General features: G+C 62.8%; 14 protein-coding genes and 1 tRNA gene. 11 read left to right on the forward strand and 4 right to left on the reverse strand.

Annotation, left to right across the window (positions count from 1 at the left end; genetic code table 11):
* Window positions 1-272: 272 nt before the first annotated feature.
* Window positions 273-434 carry a hypothetical protein gene (locus NKJ88_RS17325; RefSeq protein ID WP_352444830.1) on the forward strand — a complete coding sequence of 54 codons (162 nt, stop codon included), beginning with the start codon at window positions 273-275 and terminating at the stop codon, window positions 432-434.
* A 759-nt stretch (window positions 435-1,193) separates the two neighbouring features.
* Here the strand turns inward: NKJ88_RS17325 and NKJ88_RS17330 are convergent.
* Window positions 1,194-2,132 carry an AraC family transcriptional regulator gene (locus NKJ88_RS17330; protein ID WP_023668685.1) on the reverse strand — a complete coding sequence of 313 codons (939 nt, stop codon included), beginning with the start codon at window positions 2,130-2,132 and terminating at the stop codon, window positions 1,194-1,196.
* 125 nt (window positions 2,133-2,257) lie between these two features.
* Between NKJ88_RS17330 and NKJ88_RS17335 the strand changes: the two genes are divergently transcribed.
* Window positions 2,258-3,151, forward strand: coding sequence for an SDR family oxidoreductase (locus NKJ88_RS17335; protein WP_352444831.1), 894 nt, complete (start codon window positions 2,258-2,260; stop codon window positions 3,149-3,151).
* 276 nt (window positions 3,152-3,427) lie between these two features.
* Here the strand turns inward: NKJ88_RS17335 and NKJ88_RS17340 are convergent, their stop codons facing one another.
* The gene (locus NKJ88_RS17340) at window positions 3,428-4,474 is read right to left on the reverse strand and encodes a class I SAM-dependent methyltransferase (protein WP_023732980.1); all 1,047 of its coding nucleotides are present in this window, start codon (window positions 4,472-4,474) and stop codon (window positions 3,428-3,430) included.
* A gap of 267 nt (window positions 4,475-4,741) precedes the next feature.
* Between NKJ88_RS17340 and NKJ88_RS17345 the strand changes: the two genes are divergently transcribed.
* Window positions 4,742-6,721, forward strand: coding sequence for a putative bifunctional diguanylate cyclase/phosphodiesterase (locus NKJ88_RS17345; RefSeq protein ID WP_023693166.1), 1,980 nt, complete (start codon window positions 4,742-4,744; stop codon window positions 6,719-6,721).
* 141 nt (window positions 6,722-6,862) lie between these two features.
* Here NKJ88_RS17345 and NKJ88_RS17350 read toward each other — a convergent pair.
* A tRNA-Ser gene (locus NKJ88_RS17350) sits at window positions 6,863-6,952 on the reverse strand.
* A gap of 367 nt (window positions 6,953-7,319) precedes the next feature.
* Between NKJ88_RS17350 and NKJ88_RS17355 the strand changes: the two genes are divergently transcribed.
* The 3 genes from NKJ88_RS17355 to NKJ88_RS17365 all read left to right on the forward strand — a co-directional run bounded on the left by NKJ88_RS17355 (window position 7,320) and on the right by NKJ88_RS17365 (window position 9,116).
* Window positions 7,320-8,027: a 50S ribosomal protein L21 gene (locus NKJ88_RS17355; RefSeq protein WP_023684118.1), complete on the forward strand. Its 708-nt coding sequence runs from the start codon at window positions 7,320-7,322 to the stop codon at window positions 8,025-8,027.
* Window positions 8,028-8,126: 99 nt separating this feature from the next.
* Window positions 8,127-8,396, forward strand: a complete 270-nt coding sequence (rpmA, locus tag NKJ88_RS17360; RefSeq protein WP_015315190.1) for a 50S ribosomal protein L27 — start codon at window positions 8,127-8,129, stop codon at window positions 8,394-8,396.
* Between the two features lie 132 nt (window positions 8,397-8,528).
* The gene (locus tag NKJ88_RS17365; protein WP_023684119.1) at window positions 8,529-9,116 is read left to right on the forward strand and encodes a GNAT family N-acetyltransferase; all 588 of its coding nucleotides are present in this window, start codon (window positions 8,529-8,531) and stop codon (window positions 9,114-9,116) included.
* A gap of 191 nt (window positions 9,117-9,307) precedes the next feature.
* Here the strand turns inward: NKJ88_RS17365 and NKJ88_RS17370 are convergent, their stop codons facing one another.
* Complete coding sequence (locus tag NKJ88_RS17370) at window positions 9,308-10,171, reverse strand: endonuclease/exonuclease/phosphatase family protein (protein ID WP_023668690.1); 864 nt, start codon at window positions 10,169-10,171, stop codon at window positions 9,308-9,310.
* Between the two features lie 167 nt (window positions 10,172-10,338).
* On the opposite strand from NKJ88_RS17370, the gene obgE reads away from it, so the two are divergent.
* The 5 genes from obgE (at window position 10,339) to NKJ88_RS17395 (ending at window position 16,032) form a co-directional block, all read left to right on the forward strand.
* Window positions 10,339-11,370 (forward strand): GTPase ObgE, encoded by a 1,032-nt coding sequence (gene obgE, locus NKJ88_RS17375; RefSeq protein ID WP_023668691.1) that lies wholly within the window; start codon window positions 10,339-10,341, stop codon window positions 11,368-11,370.
* Between the two features lie 2 nt (window positions 11,371-11,372).
* Window positions 11,373-12,551 carry a glutamate 5-kinase gene (proB, locus tag NKJ88_RS17380; RefSeq protein WP_023684120.1) on the forward strand — a complete coding sequence of 393 codons (1,179 nt, stop codon included), beginning with the start codon at window positions 11,373-11,375 and terminating at the stop codon, window positions 12,549-12,551.
* Window positions 12,552-12,554: 3 nt separating this feature from the next.
* Window positions 12,555-13,841, forward strand: a complete 1,287-nt coding sequence (locus tag NKJ88_RS17385) for a glutamate-5-semialdehyde dehydrogenase (RefSeq protein ID WP_023684121.1) — start codon at window positions 12,555-12,557, stop codon at window positions 13,839-13,841.
* A 203-nt stretch (window positions 13,842-14,044) separates the two neighbouring features.
* Window positions 14,045-14,677, forward strand: coding sequence for a nicotinate-nucleotide adenylyltransferase (locus NKJ88_RS17390; RefSeq protein ID WP_023744954.1), 633 nt, complete (start codon window positions 14,045-14,047; stop codon window positions 14,675-14,677).
* A gap of 74 nt (window positions 14,678-14,751) precedes the next feature.
* A complete protein-coding gene (locus NKJ88_RS17395; protein ID WP_023818237.1) occupies window positions 14,752-16,032 on the forward strand; it encodes an MFS transporter in 1,281 nt (426 codons plus the stop codon).

Raw genomic sequence — 16,032 nt, forward strand, 5'->3', positions numbered from 1 at the left:
TGACGACAACACACATTCCTGAATCTATGCGGTCGATTCTTCGGATGTAGCCGTGACTATGGAAACCCGCTGTTGCGCGCGGATGGCGGTTTTCTCGGCCTTGGAGACGCTACCTCGGCAGCCGCTATCCGCTGACCCGAATGGTATGATTCAGACCATCTTTGTTGTTGAAAACCCGCTTTCGACGGGAGTATAAAACTCGAGGTTACCATTGCTTTTCGTATAGAGGCTGTGGTGGAAACGTGGGTCCAATCCGCAAAGCATTGCCTTGCGTGGAAGTGGTCGAAGCCGGCGGCGGATGGTCCGTTCCTGTGGCCAAGGAAGACCAGGAAATTACCCGATCATTCGTGATTGAACCGTTTGCGCTGTCCTATGCTGAGGGCCAGCGGATACGCCTGCATCTCGACAAGTTCGTTCGTCTGCAGAGAGGCTAAGCCTGATGAAAGACCGGTGGGAACCTGACCACCAGTTCATTGAAAGCGCCCGCCGTAGCCAGCTCCGAGCGGAGAGCCAACTGGACTCCCTGCAATCGACCATCGCCGAAACGCGACGCGTCCTAGAGGCTTCACGGAAGCTCTTGGAAAAGTTGCCGAGCGCGAAGACCATACCCAGCCATAGGGAATGGCCGGTGCAGGTTGGGCATGCTTGTGGGGCTTCACCGCACCGGCCACTGCGGGGAGATATGAGGCCCCCCGCGCCGCCTAAGATATAGGCATATTAGCAATCGCGCAATTAACCCTATTGCGCTACCCAGCCGTAGAGGCAAGGAAATCGGAGAAGTTGGTGCCGGTTAACCGCCAGCACGCGAGCAAGTCATTCTGAAAGCATGAAAAACGCGATTTTGCTCGTGCCAATTGAGCGTCTGAAATCTAGTTCCTGCTGCCGATTATCCCTAAGTTAACAGAAATACTTATATTCCCGAAGGGTTGCGAATCAGTCGATTGTCAAGCGCATGCCATGGAGCAAGCAAGGGATCGATCTGAGCAGAAGGGCCGCAGCGGTCGAAGCGCGCTGGGAAATCCGAGCGGCTTCGGCAATTGTCCGCTCTGGCTCGCCCGCTACAACTCGACTCGCGCAGTGTGGACGGAATCACCGGCCATGTGGACGAGAACCATCTGGCGATGTCGTTCACCGAGTTTCGTTCGCGCTACAGCCTTTAAGGGCAAGGTGATCAAGGCGATCGGATCGCCGCCTCAGGCGGCTTCGCGTTCGGCCTGCGCAGTCAGGTCCGGCTCCCGGCGGCTGTACTGCCGCGGCGAACAGCCCATGACGCGCTTGAATGCCGTGCTGAAGGCGCTTTCGGATTCGTAGCCGAGCGCCAGGGCGATGACGGAAACCGGATCGCCGGAATGCATCAGCCGGTCGCCGGCCAGCATCATGCGCCAGCGCGTCAGATAATCCAGGGGTGAGGCCCCGACCGTCTGCTTGAATCTGAGCGCAAAAGTCGATCGCGACATGCCGGCGCGCTCGGCCAGCTTCTGCAATGTCCAGCCATGGGCCGGGTCTTCGTGCATGGCGCCGATCGCCGCGCCGATCTGCCTGTCGGTAAGTGCGAACAGCCAGCCGACATTGCCTTGCGCGGTCATATGCAGGCGCAAGGCCTCGATCAGGATCATGTGGGCGAGGTGCTCGACGATGAGAAAGCCGCCGGGACGCCGCTGGCGCAATTCCTGCATCATCCGCTCCACCGGCCAGCGAAGCGCCGAATGGTCGCTCTCGCCGCGGATGTGGACGATGGGCGGCAGCATCCGCAAGAGGATGCCGGCATGGTCGCCGGACAGCGTGAAGCGACTGCTGACCAGGAGGAAATCGCCGCCGCCATTATGGACGGTGATGCCGCCGGTCCGCGCCGGTGAAAAGATCGTTCGCGCATCGACCGTCGGCAGGCCGAGATCGCTGGCAAGGCGGAAAGGCCGGCCGCGCGGCAACAGGAAGCAGTCGCCCACGTCCAGCCGCACCGCGTCAGGGACGCCCTCGACCGACAGCCAGCATCGGCCGGACACCACGGCGCCGCATTTGATGGCGGCCTGCTGGTCAGGAAACTGGATCGCCCAGTCGCCACCGGTTTCCAGCCCAGCCGACAGGTAATTGCGCGGCTTCAGTAGCGACAGCACGTCTGACAGCGGATCCATGAGCGTTCTCGGACGATTGCGAAGATATCTCGGATTTTACAGTATAGATCGTATGATCTCAACCTTCTATCTCCTTCGCAACGGGCTGCCTGTACGGCCTCGACAAAAACCAAGGAGAAATCATCATGCGTGTGTTCGTTACCGGGGCTACCGGTTTTGTCGGTTCGGCTGTTGTGCGGGAATTGCTCGGGGCGGGCCATCAGGTGCTTGGCCTCGCGCGGTCGGAAGCAGGTGCGGAGTCGATCGTGGCCGCGGGTGCCGAGGCGCATCGCGGCGATATCGAGGATTTCGACAGCCTGCGCAGCGGCGCTGCCCAATCGGATGGCGTCATCCACACGGCCTTCAACCACGACTTTTCGAGATTCGCCGCCAGTTGCGCAGTTGACCAGCGCGCCATCGAAACGCTCGGCGCGGCGCTCGAGGGTTCCGAGCGGCCGCTGCTTGTCACCTCCGGACTCGCCGGTTTTGCGCAGGGAAGGCCGGCAACCGAAGACGACAAACCTGCGCCTCCATCGGTCTCCATGCCGCGCGCTTCGGAAGCAACGGCCGTGGCGCTCGCAGCGCGCGGGGTGCGCGCATCGACGGTGCGGCTGGCGCCGACCGTCCATGGCGAGGGCGATCACGGTTTCGTGCCGATGCTGATTGCCATTGCGCGTGAAAAGGGCGTCTCGGCCTATGTCGGCGACGGCGCAAATCGCTGGGCGGCGGTGCACCGGTTCGAAGCCGCCACCCTGTACAGGCTGGCACTGGAGAAGGGGGCGGGCGGCGTCAGCTATCATGCGGTTGCCGAACAGGGCGTGGCGAGCAAAGAGATCGCCGAGATCATCGGCCGCCGGGTCGGCCTGCCGGTCGTTTCCATAGGCCCCGAGGACGCGGCTGCGCATTTCGGCTTTCTCGGGCATTTCATCGGCAGGGACTTGTCGGCGTCAAGTGAGCAGACCCGCACTGCGCTGGGATGGCAGCTGACCGGGCCGGGGCTTATCGCCGATCTCGATCGTGCCCGCTATTTCGAGGCCTGATCAGGCCGGCCAGTCGCGTTGCATTGCACGACCGACAGCCTGGCGATCAGCGGCAGTGCCAGCAACACGGCCAGACGCAGCCCGCCGAGCGGGCAGCACCGTCGTGCTGCTGGAACCGCCGCCACATCTGTATGGCGGCAAGCAGAACGAACACGGCGTAGGCCGCCCGCAGCCCGGACGACCTGCTCGCCCGTCGCCGGAAAGCCGGCGAAGGCATGGCCTCGTCATGGCAGACCTACCTTGTTACGGGGATGCGCGCGCGATTCCCGCGCCTAGTTAGATATCGCCCTTCCTCACCTTGCCGTAAACGATATTCCGGTTCGAGCCATAGTAGACTTTCGCGTCGAAAGGACTCCCGCCGAGGGCGGCATTGATGATGTCCCACATATCGTCGGCCGAACGTAGGATGAGCGGCCAATCCATGAAAGTCTCCATGTAACCATCCGTCGTTATCTCGTCGCTGAAATTGGCAAACAGGAATTCGCCACCGGGCTTGACGAGTTCCATGGCTCTTTGAAGCAGGCGGACGCCGATGGCACGGGGCAGGTAATCGTAAAGCCCCGATGCGTAGACGAGATCGAATGTGCCAAGGGCGTAGGCGCGGCGCAGGATGCCGCGTACGGAACCCTGGACTGCCTCGACTGCCGTGCCGGCAAAGTCGTGGTTCACCGTGGCTACGCTGACGGGGTCCTGATCCAGGCCGATCCAACGCTGCAGTTTATGCCTGGCCAACGCGTCGGAGCGTTCGGCTTCCCTGAGGTGGCCGCAGGCAATCGCCAGCACCTCAGCCTTTTCCACACTGCTGGCCGTCTCGTCCACGGTCCTGGCCAGAATATCCCGCCGCTCGCGCCCCGCCACCGAACTGGCAGCTTCACTGGTGTACGCATAGATTTGCCGACCAAGTAAGGTCGACGAGGCCACGATCTCGTCGGCGATCGGATGCTTGTAGTAAATATCCAGCAGGCCTGCATCGCCCGAATACCCGCGCGGTTTTTCGACCGACCACCGCGTGAACGGGTCCTGGAGCAAATATTCCGCGACCCGATGCTGCTGAGCCAAAGGAACGAGTTTCTGCCAAACCGCGGTAGCAACCTGCCGGCGGAGCTTGTGGAGTCGCCCCGCCAAACGATGGACGACGGGGGCGGCCGGTTTGTTTCGCGCAAAGGCTTGATGAGCAAGGTCCAGTATCAGGGCGAGCTGGGCCGTGCTGTCCCTCAACTCGTCGGAGTCAGCCGCCTCTTCGGAGGTCGCAACATGTTTCTTCATCAGCCTGGTGGTGACCAGGCTGTATTGGTCGAGCTGCAGTTTTGGCTTGATAGGCATGCCGTTTACTCTCCGGTTTACCGCCCCGGTCCCCGGCCAGCAGCATAGGTGCGCCGCCAACCAATGCTAACAATTTTAATAAAATTTTAGTAAAATTTGGATCAACGGAATGGCCATCAATCCTGCAAACTGGCTAAATCCGAACCGCCCGTTTACCCTCGGTTAGCGACATCTGACTTTTCTTGCGGACAGGGACGTCTTCATTCCCCGACCGCAGGCGACGTCGGCTGTTGCATTCGCTACTGCAGATCGCGGAGGAGCGTTGCGATGCAACTGAGCGAGGACGTTGCCCAGAAGGTGGCGGCAGCGATTGGACGTCCGCGGTGGCATTCCGCCGATCCGGAACTGCTGGCACTGTTCCTGCAGAAGGATGCCGATGAGAATCGCAGTCTTGTGCGATGGGGTATTGCGGCTGCTGTATTCAGCTATGTGGCCTATGGCCTTTTCGATTGGTTTCTCTTTCCGGATGTCGCCGGCCGGCTTGTTTTGACGCGCGTTACGCTAGGGATCACTTCCCTGGCGCTTGTCGAATTTGTCGCCCGACGGGGCTTTGGCCTTGCCACCTTGCACCTTGTAGCAGCGCTGGCGATTGTCTCCGGTGCCCTTGGGTGGCTCGTCTCCGCTGTTGGAACAGAGCATCAGGATGCCCTCTCCCATTTCATGGTTTTTGGCACCGTGTTCATCCTGGGTGCGAATCTGTTCTTCAACTTCCGTTTTTGGCTTTCAGCCCTTGCCTCCGCGACGGTCGCCGCAAGCTTTGTGTACGCCGCGATGTTCTCCCTTCAGGCCGACATCGCCGGTCGGGTCGTGTTGTCGGCCTATTTCGTGAACTGCCTCGTCTTGTCGCTTTATCTTTCGTGGCGGCTGAGCCTGGAGCGTTACCAGACCTTCCTGCACGCGCTTCGGGCACAATTCCAGGAGCAGGCTGCTATCAAGAAGGGGCAAAAGCTAACCGAAATCGCCGACACCGATCCGCTCACGGGAATGAAGAACCGCAGGGCGATCATTCGAGAATTCTCGGAGCTGCGCGAAGACTGGGCCGCGGACGACGACGAGATAGGGCTCATTCTGATCGACGTCGACTACTTCAAAAGGTTCAATGACGGACTTGGTCATCAGGCCGGCGACGATTGCCTGATCAAACTCGCCCATGTCCTCTCCGAGATGGCGGCTGCCAACAACGCCATCGCGGCCCGCTATGGCGGAGAAGAATTCGTCATTCTCTGCAAGGTCACCGGGCGGGCTCACCTTCATGAGATAACGAAGAAATTCTGTCGCGCTGTAGAGGATTTGGATATCTACCACCCTGATCGGGGCGACAAGCTCAACATCGTAACGATCAGTGCCGGGGCGTCGTTGACGCGCGCCGATCAGAGCATAGAGCTTAGAATCCTGCTGCAGGAAGCTGACCGCGCGCTCTACGCGTCCAAGTTTGCCGGTCGGGCTACGTTCACGATTTACGACCCGCATGCCACCAGCCAGGATCGCTCCGGCGAAAATCTTTCAGAACTGCTGAAGGTGGCAGTTTCCAACCAGCTCGTTTCTGTCGCCTACCAGCCAATTCGCGAGCTGGCGTCGGGACGCGTGCTGGGCCACGAGAGTCTGATGCGGGTATGCGACTTCGACGGCACCATGATCAGTCCGTCCGTATTCATACCCGTTGCCGAGCAGACCGGAGCGATCGTGGAACTGGGTACGTGGCTGATCGATCGAGCCTGCGGTGACATGGCGGAATACGGATTGGGCTCGGTCGTGACGGTGAACGTCTCCGTTCTTCAGCTCAAGGCTCCTAACTTTTCACTCCGGATCACCGAGATTCTTGGCAGGCACGGCCTTGCGCCCCAGAAACTGGCCATCGAAATCACCGAAGGCAGTGACATCTTTCTGGAGGCGCAAGCGGTAAGAAACGTGGAGCGGTTGCGAAAACTCGGCGTTCAGATCTGGCTGGACGACTTCGGAACGGGATTTGCCGGCTTGACATGGCTCCGCCGCTTCAAATTCGACGTGGTCAAGATTGATCGCAGCTTCCTCCACGATTGCCAGACGTCTCGTGGCTTGAGCCTGTTGCGGGACATGGTCGGGCTGCTTCGCAATCTCGGCCATGTCGTGCTCGCCGAGGGCGTCGAAACGGAGGAGCAGTACATATTGCTGCAGCGCCTGGGGGTAAATTTGATGCAGGGCTTCCTCACCGGGCATCCAGTCCCGATCGAAGAGGTTAACCAAATAAGGCAAGGCCTTGTTGCCTAGCGGCAGCCTCTACGCTGAAGCTTCGGAGGGCATCCTGCTTCGTTCCGGTCCCCCCTACGCTACTTCGTAGCTTCGGGCGACACTCCTACGCCCAGATGCGGTTCCGGGTGGCCTGCCACCCGAAGCCCGCAGGGCGTAGGGTGGCGGAGAGGGAGGGATTCGAACCCCCGATGGGCTTGCACCCATGCCGCATTTCGAGTGCGGTGCATTCGACCACTCTGCCACCTCTCCGCGGTCATGGTCGGCCGTTGCCGGCGCGGCGCACTAGATAACGGCTGGGCGGGCAGGTTACAAGGCCAAATCCGCGGGGAAATTCAGCTTCCTGTGCGGGCTTTGCCGGGAGGGCTGCGCCGCGGCCACGTCGGCAGATAGGCCAACCGGTCTCGACCAGAGGGATCGGGCGCGGCAAGGAGGCCGCATGGCCAAGGAATCCGGCCGTTTGCCTTGACTCGTACCGAACCTTCGGTTAGGGGAAGCGCGCAATCGGCGTGGAGGGTTCTTCCACGCCGCTTGTTTTTCGAACCCGCAGACTGACAAAAAGACGGCCGAACCGCGTGACGCGGCTCATCGAGGCCGACCGAACAGCGAAAGGCAAAAAATGTTCGCAGTCATTAAAACGGGCGGTAAGCAGTATCGCGTTGCCGCCAACGATCTCCTGAAGATCGAGAAGCTCGAAGCCAATGTCGGCGATATCGTCGAAATCGGCAGCGTCCTCGCCCATGGCGAAGGCGAAAATGTCACCTTCGGCGCCCCGTTCGTCGATGGCGCTCTGGTCACGGCGGAAGTCGTCGAGCAGGGCAAGAACCGCACCGTCATCGCTTTCAAGAAGCGCCGCCGGCAGAATTCGCGCCGCAAGATCGGCCACCGCCAGCTTCTGACCACCGTGCGGATCGCCGAGATCCTGCTGGGTGGCGCCAAGCCTTCCAAGAAGGCCGCAGCCAAGGTGGAAGCCAAGGAAGTCAAGGCTGACGTAGCGCCCGAGGCGAAGGCCGAGGCCGCGACGAAGGAAGCCAAGGCGAAGAAGGAAGCCAAAGCCGAGGTTGCTCCGAAGGATGAAGCCAAGACGGAGGCCGCCGTCGCCGCGCCGCTGTTCAAGGCGCCGAAGGGCGAGCCGGACGATTTGGCCGTGATCAAGGGCATCGGCCCGGTTGCCGCCGGCCAGCTGCACGAGCAGGGCATCACCACCTTCGCCCAGCTTGCCAAGCTGTCGGACAAGGACGTGGCCAAGATCGACGCGCACATGCCCTTCAGCACCGACCAGATCAACGACTGGCGCGAGCAGGCCAAGGAACTGGCGAAGAAGTAAAACGAACCGGCGACAAGGTCGCCGGATCGGACTTGAAACGGAACGCGAACGCGTTCATAAGACCATTCAAGCGCCCCAGGGCGCATCGGAGTTAGTTAGATGGCACACAAGAAAGCTGGCGGCTCGTCGCGCAACGGTCGCGACTCGCATTCCAAGCGTCTGGGCGTGAAGAAGTTCGGCGGCGAAGCCGTCATCCCGGGCAACATCATCATCCGTCAACGCGGCACCACCTGGCATCCCGGCGTCAATGTCGGCATGGGCACGGACCACACCCTTTTTGCGCTCGAGACCGGCGCAGTCACCTTTAACAAAAAAGCCAACGGCCGAACCTACGTATCGGTCAACCCGATTACCAAAGCCGCGGAGTAGCCGGTTCCGCACTATAAAACCGGCGCCCATCTCGGGAACCGGTGTCTGGCCAAACCAGTGAATGGAGCCAGGAAAAGGATCAGGGGAGATGGGTTTTCCATCTCCCCTTTTTTCTTGCCTGGAGGACGTCGAATGGTTGCCGAAGCGGAAGACACCGAAGACGAAAGTTACGCGATAGATTGCCCGGTGCTGGCCACGGAGCGGCTGGTGATGCGCGCCCCGTGTGAAGCCGACATCGCGCAACTGGTCGAGCTTGCCGACAACCGTCACGTCGCCGAGATGCTGGCCCGCATGCCGCACCCCTATGGCGAGGCCGAGGCACGCGCCTTCCTGGCTATGACCCGGTCGCGCCGGGCCGGCATCGCCTACGCCCTGACGCTCGCCGGCACCGACATTTTCGTCGGCTGCGCCGGCCTCAACATGACCGATCGAGGGCTGGAACTCGGCTACTGGATCGGCGAGCCCTATTGGAAGCGCGGCTATGCGACGGAGGCCGCGCACGCGTTGGTCGACCTTGCCTTCCAACGGACGTCGATCCACGTGCTGCAGGCTTCGACGCGGGTGATCAATCCGGCCTCGCGCCGGGTCATCCACAAATGCGGCTTCCAGTATGCCGGCCAGGGCATGCTGAACTCGATCGTCGCCGGCCAGGTGCCGGTCGAGCGGTACCGGCTGGACAGAAAGACCTGGATCAGTCTTCGAAACTGGGTGCATTTCTAGGTGTTTTGATATTCAGGTGAGGCCGGCCTGCAAACGCGGGTCTTATGCGCTTCCGGTGCACGTACTTAAGTACACTCCGCTCCGGTTCTCGAAAACCAGTGTTTTCGGCTCGGCCTGACCTGAATCTCAACACCTAGGCGCGTGCCTCCAAACGACAGGTTTGGAAACGTTGGTTGTGGATCGGGCTCAACTCAGCCCATCTCGACCCAAATCGGGAGATGGTCCGAACCGACCGCTTGCGGGTCGACCCACAGGCGCTTCAGCGATCCGGCGAGCGAGGCCGAGGTAAAGATGTAGTCGATGCGCTTGTGGCGGCTTGTGTCTTCGGGTCGCGTGGGATCGACCCAGGTGACGACGTCTGGTGTGTTCAGGCGCTGGGCGACGTCGACGGCGAGATCGGCGGTCAAGGGCATGCCGAATTCATGGTCCGGGCGGCCGACGAGTTCGACATATTCGGGCGAGCCGGGCAGCATGTTGAAGTCGCCCATGACGATGAAGGCTTCGGGATAGGGCAGGTCCGGCAGGCCGATCTCGGGAATGCCGGAGAGACCGCCGCCCTCGAAGGCATAGTTCAACAGGCGCTGGCGCAGGAAACGGATCTGGCTGGCGCGCTCAACCGGACTGCGATGGTCGAGATGCGTGGAATAGAAGCGGATGAAGCCGAGCGGGGTCTCGACCAGCGCCTCGAGTGCGCCGCGCTGGAAGTTCATCGCCTCAAGGCTGCGGCTGCGCGGCAAAAGCAGATTGCGCGACAGATGGATCGGCGTCTTCGACAGCACCATGTTGCCGAGCTGGAAAGTGGTGGTGATGGCGCGGCCGGCCTCCAGGCGCGAGCCGACATTGACCTCGAAATTGCTGCCGTAGGCGGCAAAATATTCGGGCAGCGCCTCACCGATCTCGGCGACCATGTCGCGGTTGCCGTTCCTCGGATTGTTGCGGGTCACTTCCTGCAGCGCGATCACGTCGGCGCCGCGAACCGCCTCGGTGATGCGGCCGAGATCGTAGCGGCCATCCAGACCGATACCGTACTGGATGTTGTAGCTCACAACCTTCATTCCCGCGCCCCTCAAGGTCCGTCCGCGAACACTGCTACCGCGTCCCCGACAAAAGGGCATCCGGCGCTTTAGTCGCAAAACGGCCTCGCCCTTGGCCGCGCCTTGGTTTAGAGCAAGGCGCAAGATCTAAAGCAAAGCCGCAAGGCCAACAGAAACTGCGTAGTCCAATGAAATTTCTCGATCAAGCCAAGGTTTATATCCGCTCCGGCGACGGTGGCGCCGGCTCTGTGTCGTTCCGGCGCGAAAAATTCATCGAGTTCGGCGGCCCGGATGGCGGCGACGGTGGCCGCGGCGGCGATGTCTGGCTGGAAGCGGTCAATGGGCTGAACACGCTGATCGACTATCGCTACCAGCAGCACTTCAAGGCCAAGACCGGTGTCCACGGCATGGGCCGCAACATGACCGGCGCCAAGGGCGCCGATGTGACGCTCAAGGTGCCGGCCGGAACCCAGGTGTTTGCCGAGGACAATGAGACGCTGATCTGTGACCTGACCGTGGTCGGCCAGCGCTTCCTGCTGGCCAAGGGCGGCAATGGCGGCTTCGGCAACCAGCATTTCAAGACCTCGACCAACCAGGCGCCTCGCCGCGCCAATCCGGGCCAGCCCGGCGAAGAGATGAATGTCTGGCTGCGGCTGAAGCTGATTGCCGACGCCGGCCTGGTCGGGCTGCCCAATGCCGGCAAGTCGACTTTTCTGGCAACCGTCACCGCAGCCAAGCCAAAGATCGCCGACTACCCCTTCACCACGCTGCATCCAGGTCTCGGCGTTGCCCGCATCGATGCGCGCGAATTCGTCATCGCCGACATTCCGGGCCTCATCGAGGGCGCGCATGAGGGTGTCGGCATCGGCGACCGGTTCCTCGGCCATGTCGAGCGCACGCGTGTGCTTTTGCATCTGGTTTCGGCGCAGGAGGAAAATCCGGGCAAAGCCTATAAGACCGTGCGCGCCGAGCTCGACGCCTATGGCAATGGGCTGATCGAGAAGGTCGAGATCGTGGCGCTCAGCCAGGTCGATATCCTCGATGCCGATGAGCGCAAGAAGAAGGTTGCGTCGCTCAAACGCGCTGCCGGCCGCGCGCCGATGCTGCTGTCGGCGGCCACCGGCGAGGGCGTCGAAGCGGTGCTGCGCGCGCTGATGGCGGTTGTCGGCGAAGCGCGCGACAGGGCTGCCGCTCCCGTCGAGACCCGCTGGGACCGATAGCGATGACGGCGCAGTCGCTGACAAAATACCGGCGCATCACGGTCAAGATCGGTTCGGCCTTGCTGGTCGACCGCACCAGCGGCCTGAAGCGCGACTGGCTTGCCTCGCTTGCCGAGGATATTGCGGTGCTGGCCAATGGTGGCGCCGAGATCCTGGTCGTGTCCTCCGGCGCCATTGCGCTCGGCCGCACCATTCTCGGTCTCGGCAAACGGGCGCTGAAGCTGGAAGAAAGCCAGGCGGCTGCGGCCGTCGGCCAGATCGCGCTGGCCGGCGCGTGGTCGGACGCGCTGGGCAAGGGCGCGCTGAAATCAGGCCAGATCCTGCTGACGCTCGGCGACACCGAAGAGCGCCGCCGCTATCTGAATGCCCGCGCGACGATCTCGACGCTGCTCAAGATGAAGGCGGTGCCGGTCATCAATGAGAACGACACGGTGGCGACCTCCGAAATCCGCTATGGCGACAATGACCGGCTGGCGGCCCGGGTGGCGACGATGATGGGCGCCGACCTGCTGGTGCTGCTCTCCGACATTGACGGGCTCTATACGGCGCCGCCGGCGCGCGATCCCGATGCAAAATTCATTCCGGTGGTCGACCGCATCACGCCCGATATCGAGGCTATGGCCGGGGCGGCCGCATCCGAACTGTCGCGCGGCGGCATGCGCACCAAGCTCGATGCCGGCAAGATCGCCACCGCCGCCGGCACCGCCATGATCATCACCTCGGGCACCAGGCTGTCGCCACTGATGGCGATCGAGCGTGGCGAGCGCGCCACCTTCTTCAGGCCGAGCGCCAATCCGGTGAAAGGCTACAAGACCTGGATCGCCGGCCAGCTCGAACCGGCCGGGCGGCTCACCGTCGACGCCGGCGCCATCGGCGCGCTGCTGTCCGGCAAATCTTTGCTGCCGGCCGGCGTCAGGCTGGTCAGCGGCAATTTCTCGCGCGGTGACACGGTGGCCATCCTGTCGCCGGAAGGGCGCGAGATCGCGCGCGGGCTTGTTGCCTACGATGCCGCCGATGCCGTAAGGATCGCAGGCCTGAAGACAGCGGAGATCGAAACCGTGCTCGGCTACGAGGCGCGCTCGGCGATGATCCACAGGGACGATCTGGTGGTGAGCGATCCGGGTGACCAGATACGGGCTGCCGGCCAGGTATGGGCCGGGGGCGAGGTAAGCGGAGGATGAGACATGCTGAAGTTGCATGAACAATCCGGGGATGACACCGTCGCGCTGATGGCTGATATCGGCCGCCGTGCCCGCGCGGCCGCCCGACCGTTGGCGATTGCGACCGCCGCCGCCAAGGATGCCGCACTTCTCGCCATGGCCGACGCGATCATCGCGCGCCAGCAGCAGATTCTCGATGCCAACGCCATCGATGTCTCTAACGGACACGAATCGGGCTTGTCCGGCTCCTTCATGGACCGGTTGAAGCTCGATCCGGCGCGCACCCGTGCCATGGCGGATGGCATCCGTGAAATCGCCGAGCTCAGGGACCCGGTCGGCGATGTGATTGCCGCCTGGGATCGCCCCAACGGCCTGCAGATCGAGCGCGTGCGCACGCCGCTCGGCGTTGTCGGCGTCATTTATGAAAGCCGGCCGAATGTGACGGCGGATGCCGGCGCGCTCTGCCTCAAGGCCGGCAATCCGGTGATCCTGCGCGGCGGCTCGGACTCGCTCAATTCGTCCGCCGCCATTCATGCCTGCCTGGTCGAGGGGCTGAAGGCCGCCGGCCTGCCGGAAGACGCCATTCAGCTGGTGCCGACCACCGACCGCGCCGCCGTCGGCGAGATGCTGAAAGGGCTTGGCGGCAATCTCGACGTCATCATTCCGCGGGGCGGCAAGAGCCTGGTCGGGCGCGTCCAGAGCGAGGCGCGGGTGCCGGTCTTTGCCCATCTTGAAGGCATCTGCCATCTCTACATCGACCGCTCGGCCGATCTCGACATGGCGGTCAGGATCGCCGTCAACGCCAAGATGCGGCGCACCGGTGTCTGTGGCGCTGCAGAGACTTTGCTGGTCGACCGCGCGGTGGCCTCCACACATCTGGTGCCGATCCTCGACGCGCTGCGCGCGGCAGGCTGCGAGATCCATGCCGATCAGGAAGTCATGAAGCTGTTCTTCGACGCCAAGCCGGCGACCGATGCCGACTGGGTGACCGAATATCTCGACGCCATCATCGCGGTAAAACTGGTCGACGGGATTGCCGGCGCCATCGACCATATCGAGACGTTCTCCTCACACCACACAGAGGCGATCATCGCCGAGGATGCAAAGGCTGTGCAGCGCTTCTTCAGCGAGATCGACTCGGCGATTCTCCTGCACAATGCCTCCACCCAGTTCGCCGATGGCGGCGAGTTCGGCATGGGCGCCGAGATCGGCATCGCCACCGGCAAGATGCACGCGCGCGGACCGGTTGGTGTCGAGCAGCTGACCTCGTTCAAATACCGCGTGCGCGGGTCGGGACAGGTGAGGCCTTGAATCATTCGCGTCAGGGCTTGAGGCATTGAGCCCAGACACCCCCCTCTGTCCTGCCGGACATCTCCCCCGCAAGGGGGGAGATCAGGTTTTTCTTCCGCTTTCGCCAATCACTAACGTTGCAAGAAAAGTGCCTTTGCCGAAGCTGCTGATCTCCCCCCTTGCGGGGGAGATGCCCGGTGGGGCAGAGGGGGGTGCCTAGCACCATGCTGTCGTCCCTTCAGCCCGCCATCCCCTCGCACTACCTCCGCATGCCGCATGCCGAAAAGGGCCTTGCCGTCGGTCTGTTCGGCGGCTCGTTCAACCCGCCGCATGCCGGCCATGCGCTGGTGGCGGAAATCGCGCTCAGGCGGCTGGCGCTCGACCAGCTATGGTGGATGGTGACGCCAGGCAATCCGCTGAAGAGCACCAGGGAATTGGCGCCGCTGAGCGACCGGCTGCTCCAGTCGGAGCAGATCGCCAAGAACCCGAAGATCAAGGTCACCGCCTTCGAGGCGGCGTATCATATTCGCTTCACCGCCGACACGCTGGCGCTGGTCAAGGCACGCAATCCCGGCGTCGACTTCGTCTGGATCATGGGCGCCGACTCACTTCGCGATTTCCACCGTTGGCAGCGCTGGCGCCAGATCGTCATGACCTTCCCCATCGCGGTCATCGACCGCCCGGGCGCGACGCTGTCCTTCCTGTCCTCGGTCGTGGCCAAGACGTTCGACTATGCCCGCGTCGACGAGGGTGATGCGCCCCGGCTCGCGCGCATGAAGGCGCCGGCCTGGACCTTCATCCACGGCCCACGCTCGTCGCTGTCATCGAGTGCTATTCGCCAGCAAGCCAAGGGGTAACTCCGTAAGACCAGATCGCCGATGTCGCTTTTACGGCGGCCTTTCGCGATTGGCTGGGCGATGCTGCGCTGGATATGGCCACTTCAGTGAACCAGACCGACATCGACCCCAATCATGGCGCCCCGCCGGCGCCCGTGATCGCCATTGCCAGCGTAATCGTGTCGATGGCGCTGATCGCGGTCGGCAATGGGTTGATGTTCGCCTATATCCCGGTCCGGCTTGGCGTCGAGCGCTTCGATCCGACCTGGGCCGGGCTGATCATCACCGGCCTGTCGGCCGGCGGGCTTGCCGGCTGTATCCTGACCGGGCCGCTGGTGCGCCGCGTCGGGCACGCCCGCGCCTTCATGGTGCTGTCGGCGCTGATAGCGCTGTCGAATGCTGCCATTGGCGCCGGCACCTACCCGCTGCTGTGGATCGCGGCACGCGCGCTTTACGGTTTTGCAATATGCGGCCTGTTCATCGTCGCCCAGAGCTGGCTCAACGATGCCGTCGCAAACGCCATTCGCGGCCGGGTGATGGCGGTGTTTTACGTCGCCTATGTCGCCGGACTTGGCGTCGGCTATGCCCTGCTGGCGGCGGTCGACATCGCGACGGCGCAGGCGCCGCTGATCGGCATTGCCTTCACCGCAGTGTCGATCCTGCCGGTCGGCATGACGCGGTTGGCTCAACCGCCGCCACCTCGCGCAGCCTCCGTGGCGCTTGGCCGCGCCTGGCGGATCTCGCCGGTCGGCGTGGCCGGCATGCTGGCCGTCGGCGGTCTGTCGATGGCGATCGCCGGGTTCGCACCGATCCATGCCACGGCCAAAGGCTATAGCCAGGCCGATGTGGCGCTGCTTTTGTCGGCGATGCCCGTCGGCACGCTGATCCTGCAGATACCGCTCGGCTGGATTTCCGACCGTACCGATCGCCGTTACGTGCTGGCCGGCGCTGCGGCACTGGCCATCGTCGCCGGTATTCTGGCCATCGGCTTCGACGGCGGCGCGCTGATGGTGCTCGTGGTGATCTACATCGTCTGGGACGGCGCCTCGGAATCGATCTATTCGCTGGCCAGCGCGCATGCCGCCGACCGCGCCGGCAAGGACGACATGGTGGCGCTGTCGAGTTCGTTGCTGTTTGCCTGGTCGCTGTCGGGGTTCATCGTGCCGGGTATCGTGACGGCCCTGTCGGCTGTCTATGGCACGCAGGCCTTCATTTATGTGGCCATCGTCATCGCCACTGTCTTCTGCCTGTTCGTGCTGTGGCGAGTGGCCACCACGCGCGCCGTCCCCGCTACGGAGACCAGCAGTTTCGCGCCGATGTCGGCGCAGGCGCCGCTGCCGGTGGAGCTCGCCTACGCCCCGGAAGATAAGCGCTGA

Origin of the sequence: Mesorhizobium sp. M0016, from assembly GCF_040324035.1 — a bacterium.
GTDB lineage: Bacteria > Pseudomonadota > Alphaproteobacteria > Rhizobiales > Rhizobiaceae > Mesorhizobium.

Coding starts and splice junctions, on each gene's coding strand:
- NKJ88_RS17330 (WP_023668685.1), bottom strand. CDS start 2,132: ATGGATCCGCTGTCAGACGTGCTGTCGCTACTGAAGCCGCGCAATTAC.
- NKJ88_RS17335 (WP_352444831.1), top strand. CDS start 2,258: ATGCGTGTGTTCGTTACCGGGGCTACCGGTTTTGTCGGTTCGGCTGTT.
- NKJ88_RS17340 (WP_023732980.1), bottom strand. CDS start 4,474: ATGCCTATCAAGCCAAAACTGCAGCTCGACCAATACAGCCTGGTCACC.
- NKJ88_RS17345 (WP_023693166.1), top strand. CDS start 4,742: ATGCAACTGAGCGAGGACGTTGCCCAGAAGGTGGCGGCAGCGATTGGA.
- NKJ88_RS17355 (WP_023684118.1), top strand. CDS start 7,320: ATGTTCGCAGTCATTAAAACGGGCGGTAAGCAGTATCGCGTTGCCGCC.
- rpmA (WP_015315190.1), top strand. CDS start 8,127: ATGGCACACAAGAAAGCTGGCGGCTCGTCGCGCAACGGTCGCGACTCG.
- NKJ88_RS17365 (WP_023684119.1), top strand. CDS start 8,529: ATGGTTGCCGAAGCGGAAGACACCGAAGACGAAAGTTACGCGATAGAT.
- NKJ88_RS17370 (WP_023668690.1), bottom strand. CDS start 10,171: ATGAAGGTTGTGAGCTACAACATCCAGTACGGTATCGGTCTGGATGGC.
- obgE (WP_023668691.1), top strand. CDS start 10,339: ATGAAATTTCTCGATCAAGCCAAGGTTTATATCCGCTCCGGCGACGGT.
- proB (WP_023684120.1), top strand. CDS start 11,373: ATGACGGCGCAGTCGCTGACAAAATACCGGCGCATCACGGTCAAGATC.
- NKJ88_RS17385 (WP_023684121.1), top strand. CDS start 12,555: ATGCTGAAGTTGCATGAACAATCCGGGGATGACACCGTCGCGCTGATG.
- NKJ88_RS17390 (WP_023744954.1), top strand. CDS start 14,045: ATGCTGTCGTCCCTTCAGCCCGCCATCCCCTCGCACTACCTCCGCATG.
- NKJ88_RS17395 (WP_023818237.1), top strand. CDS start 14,752: ATGGCCACTTCAGTGAACCAGACCGACATCGACCCCAATCATGGCGCC.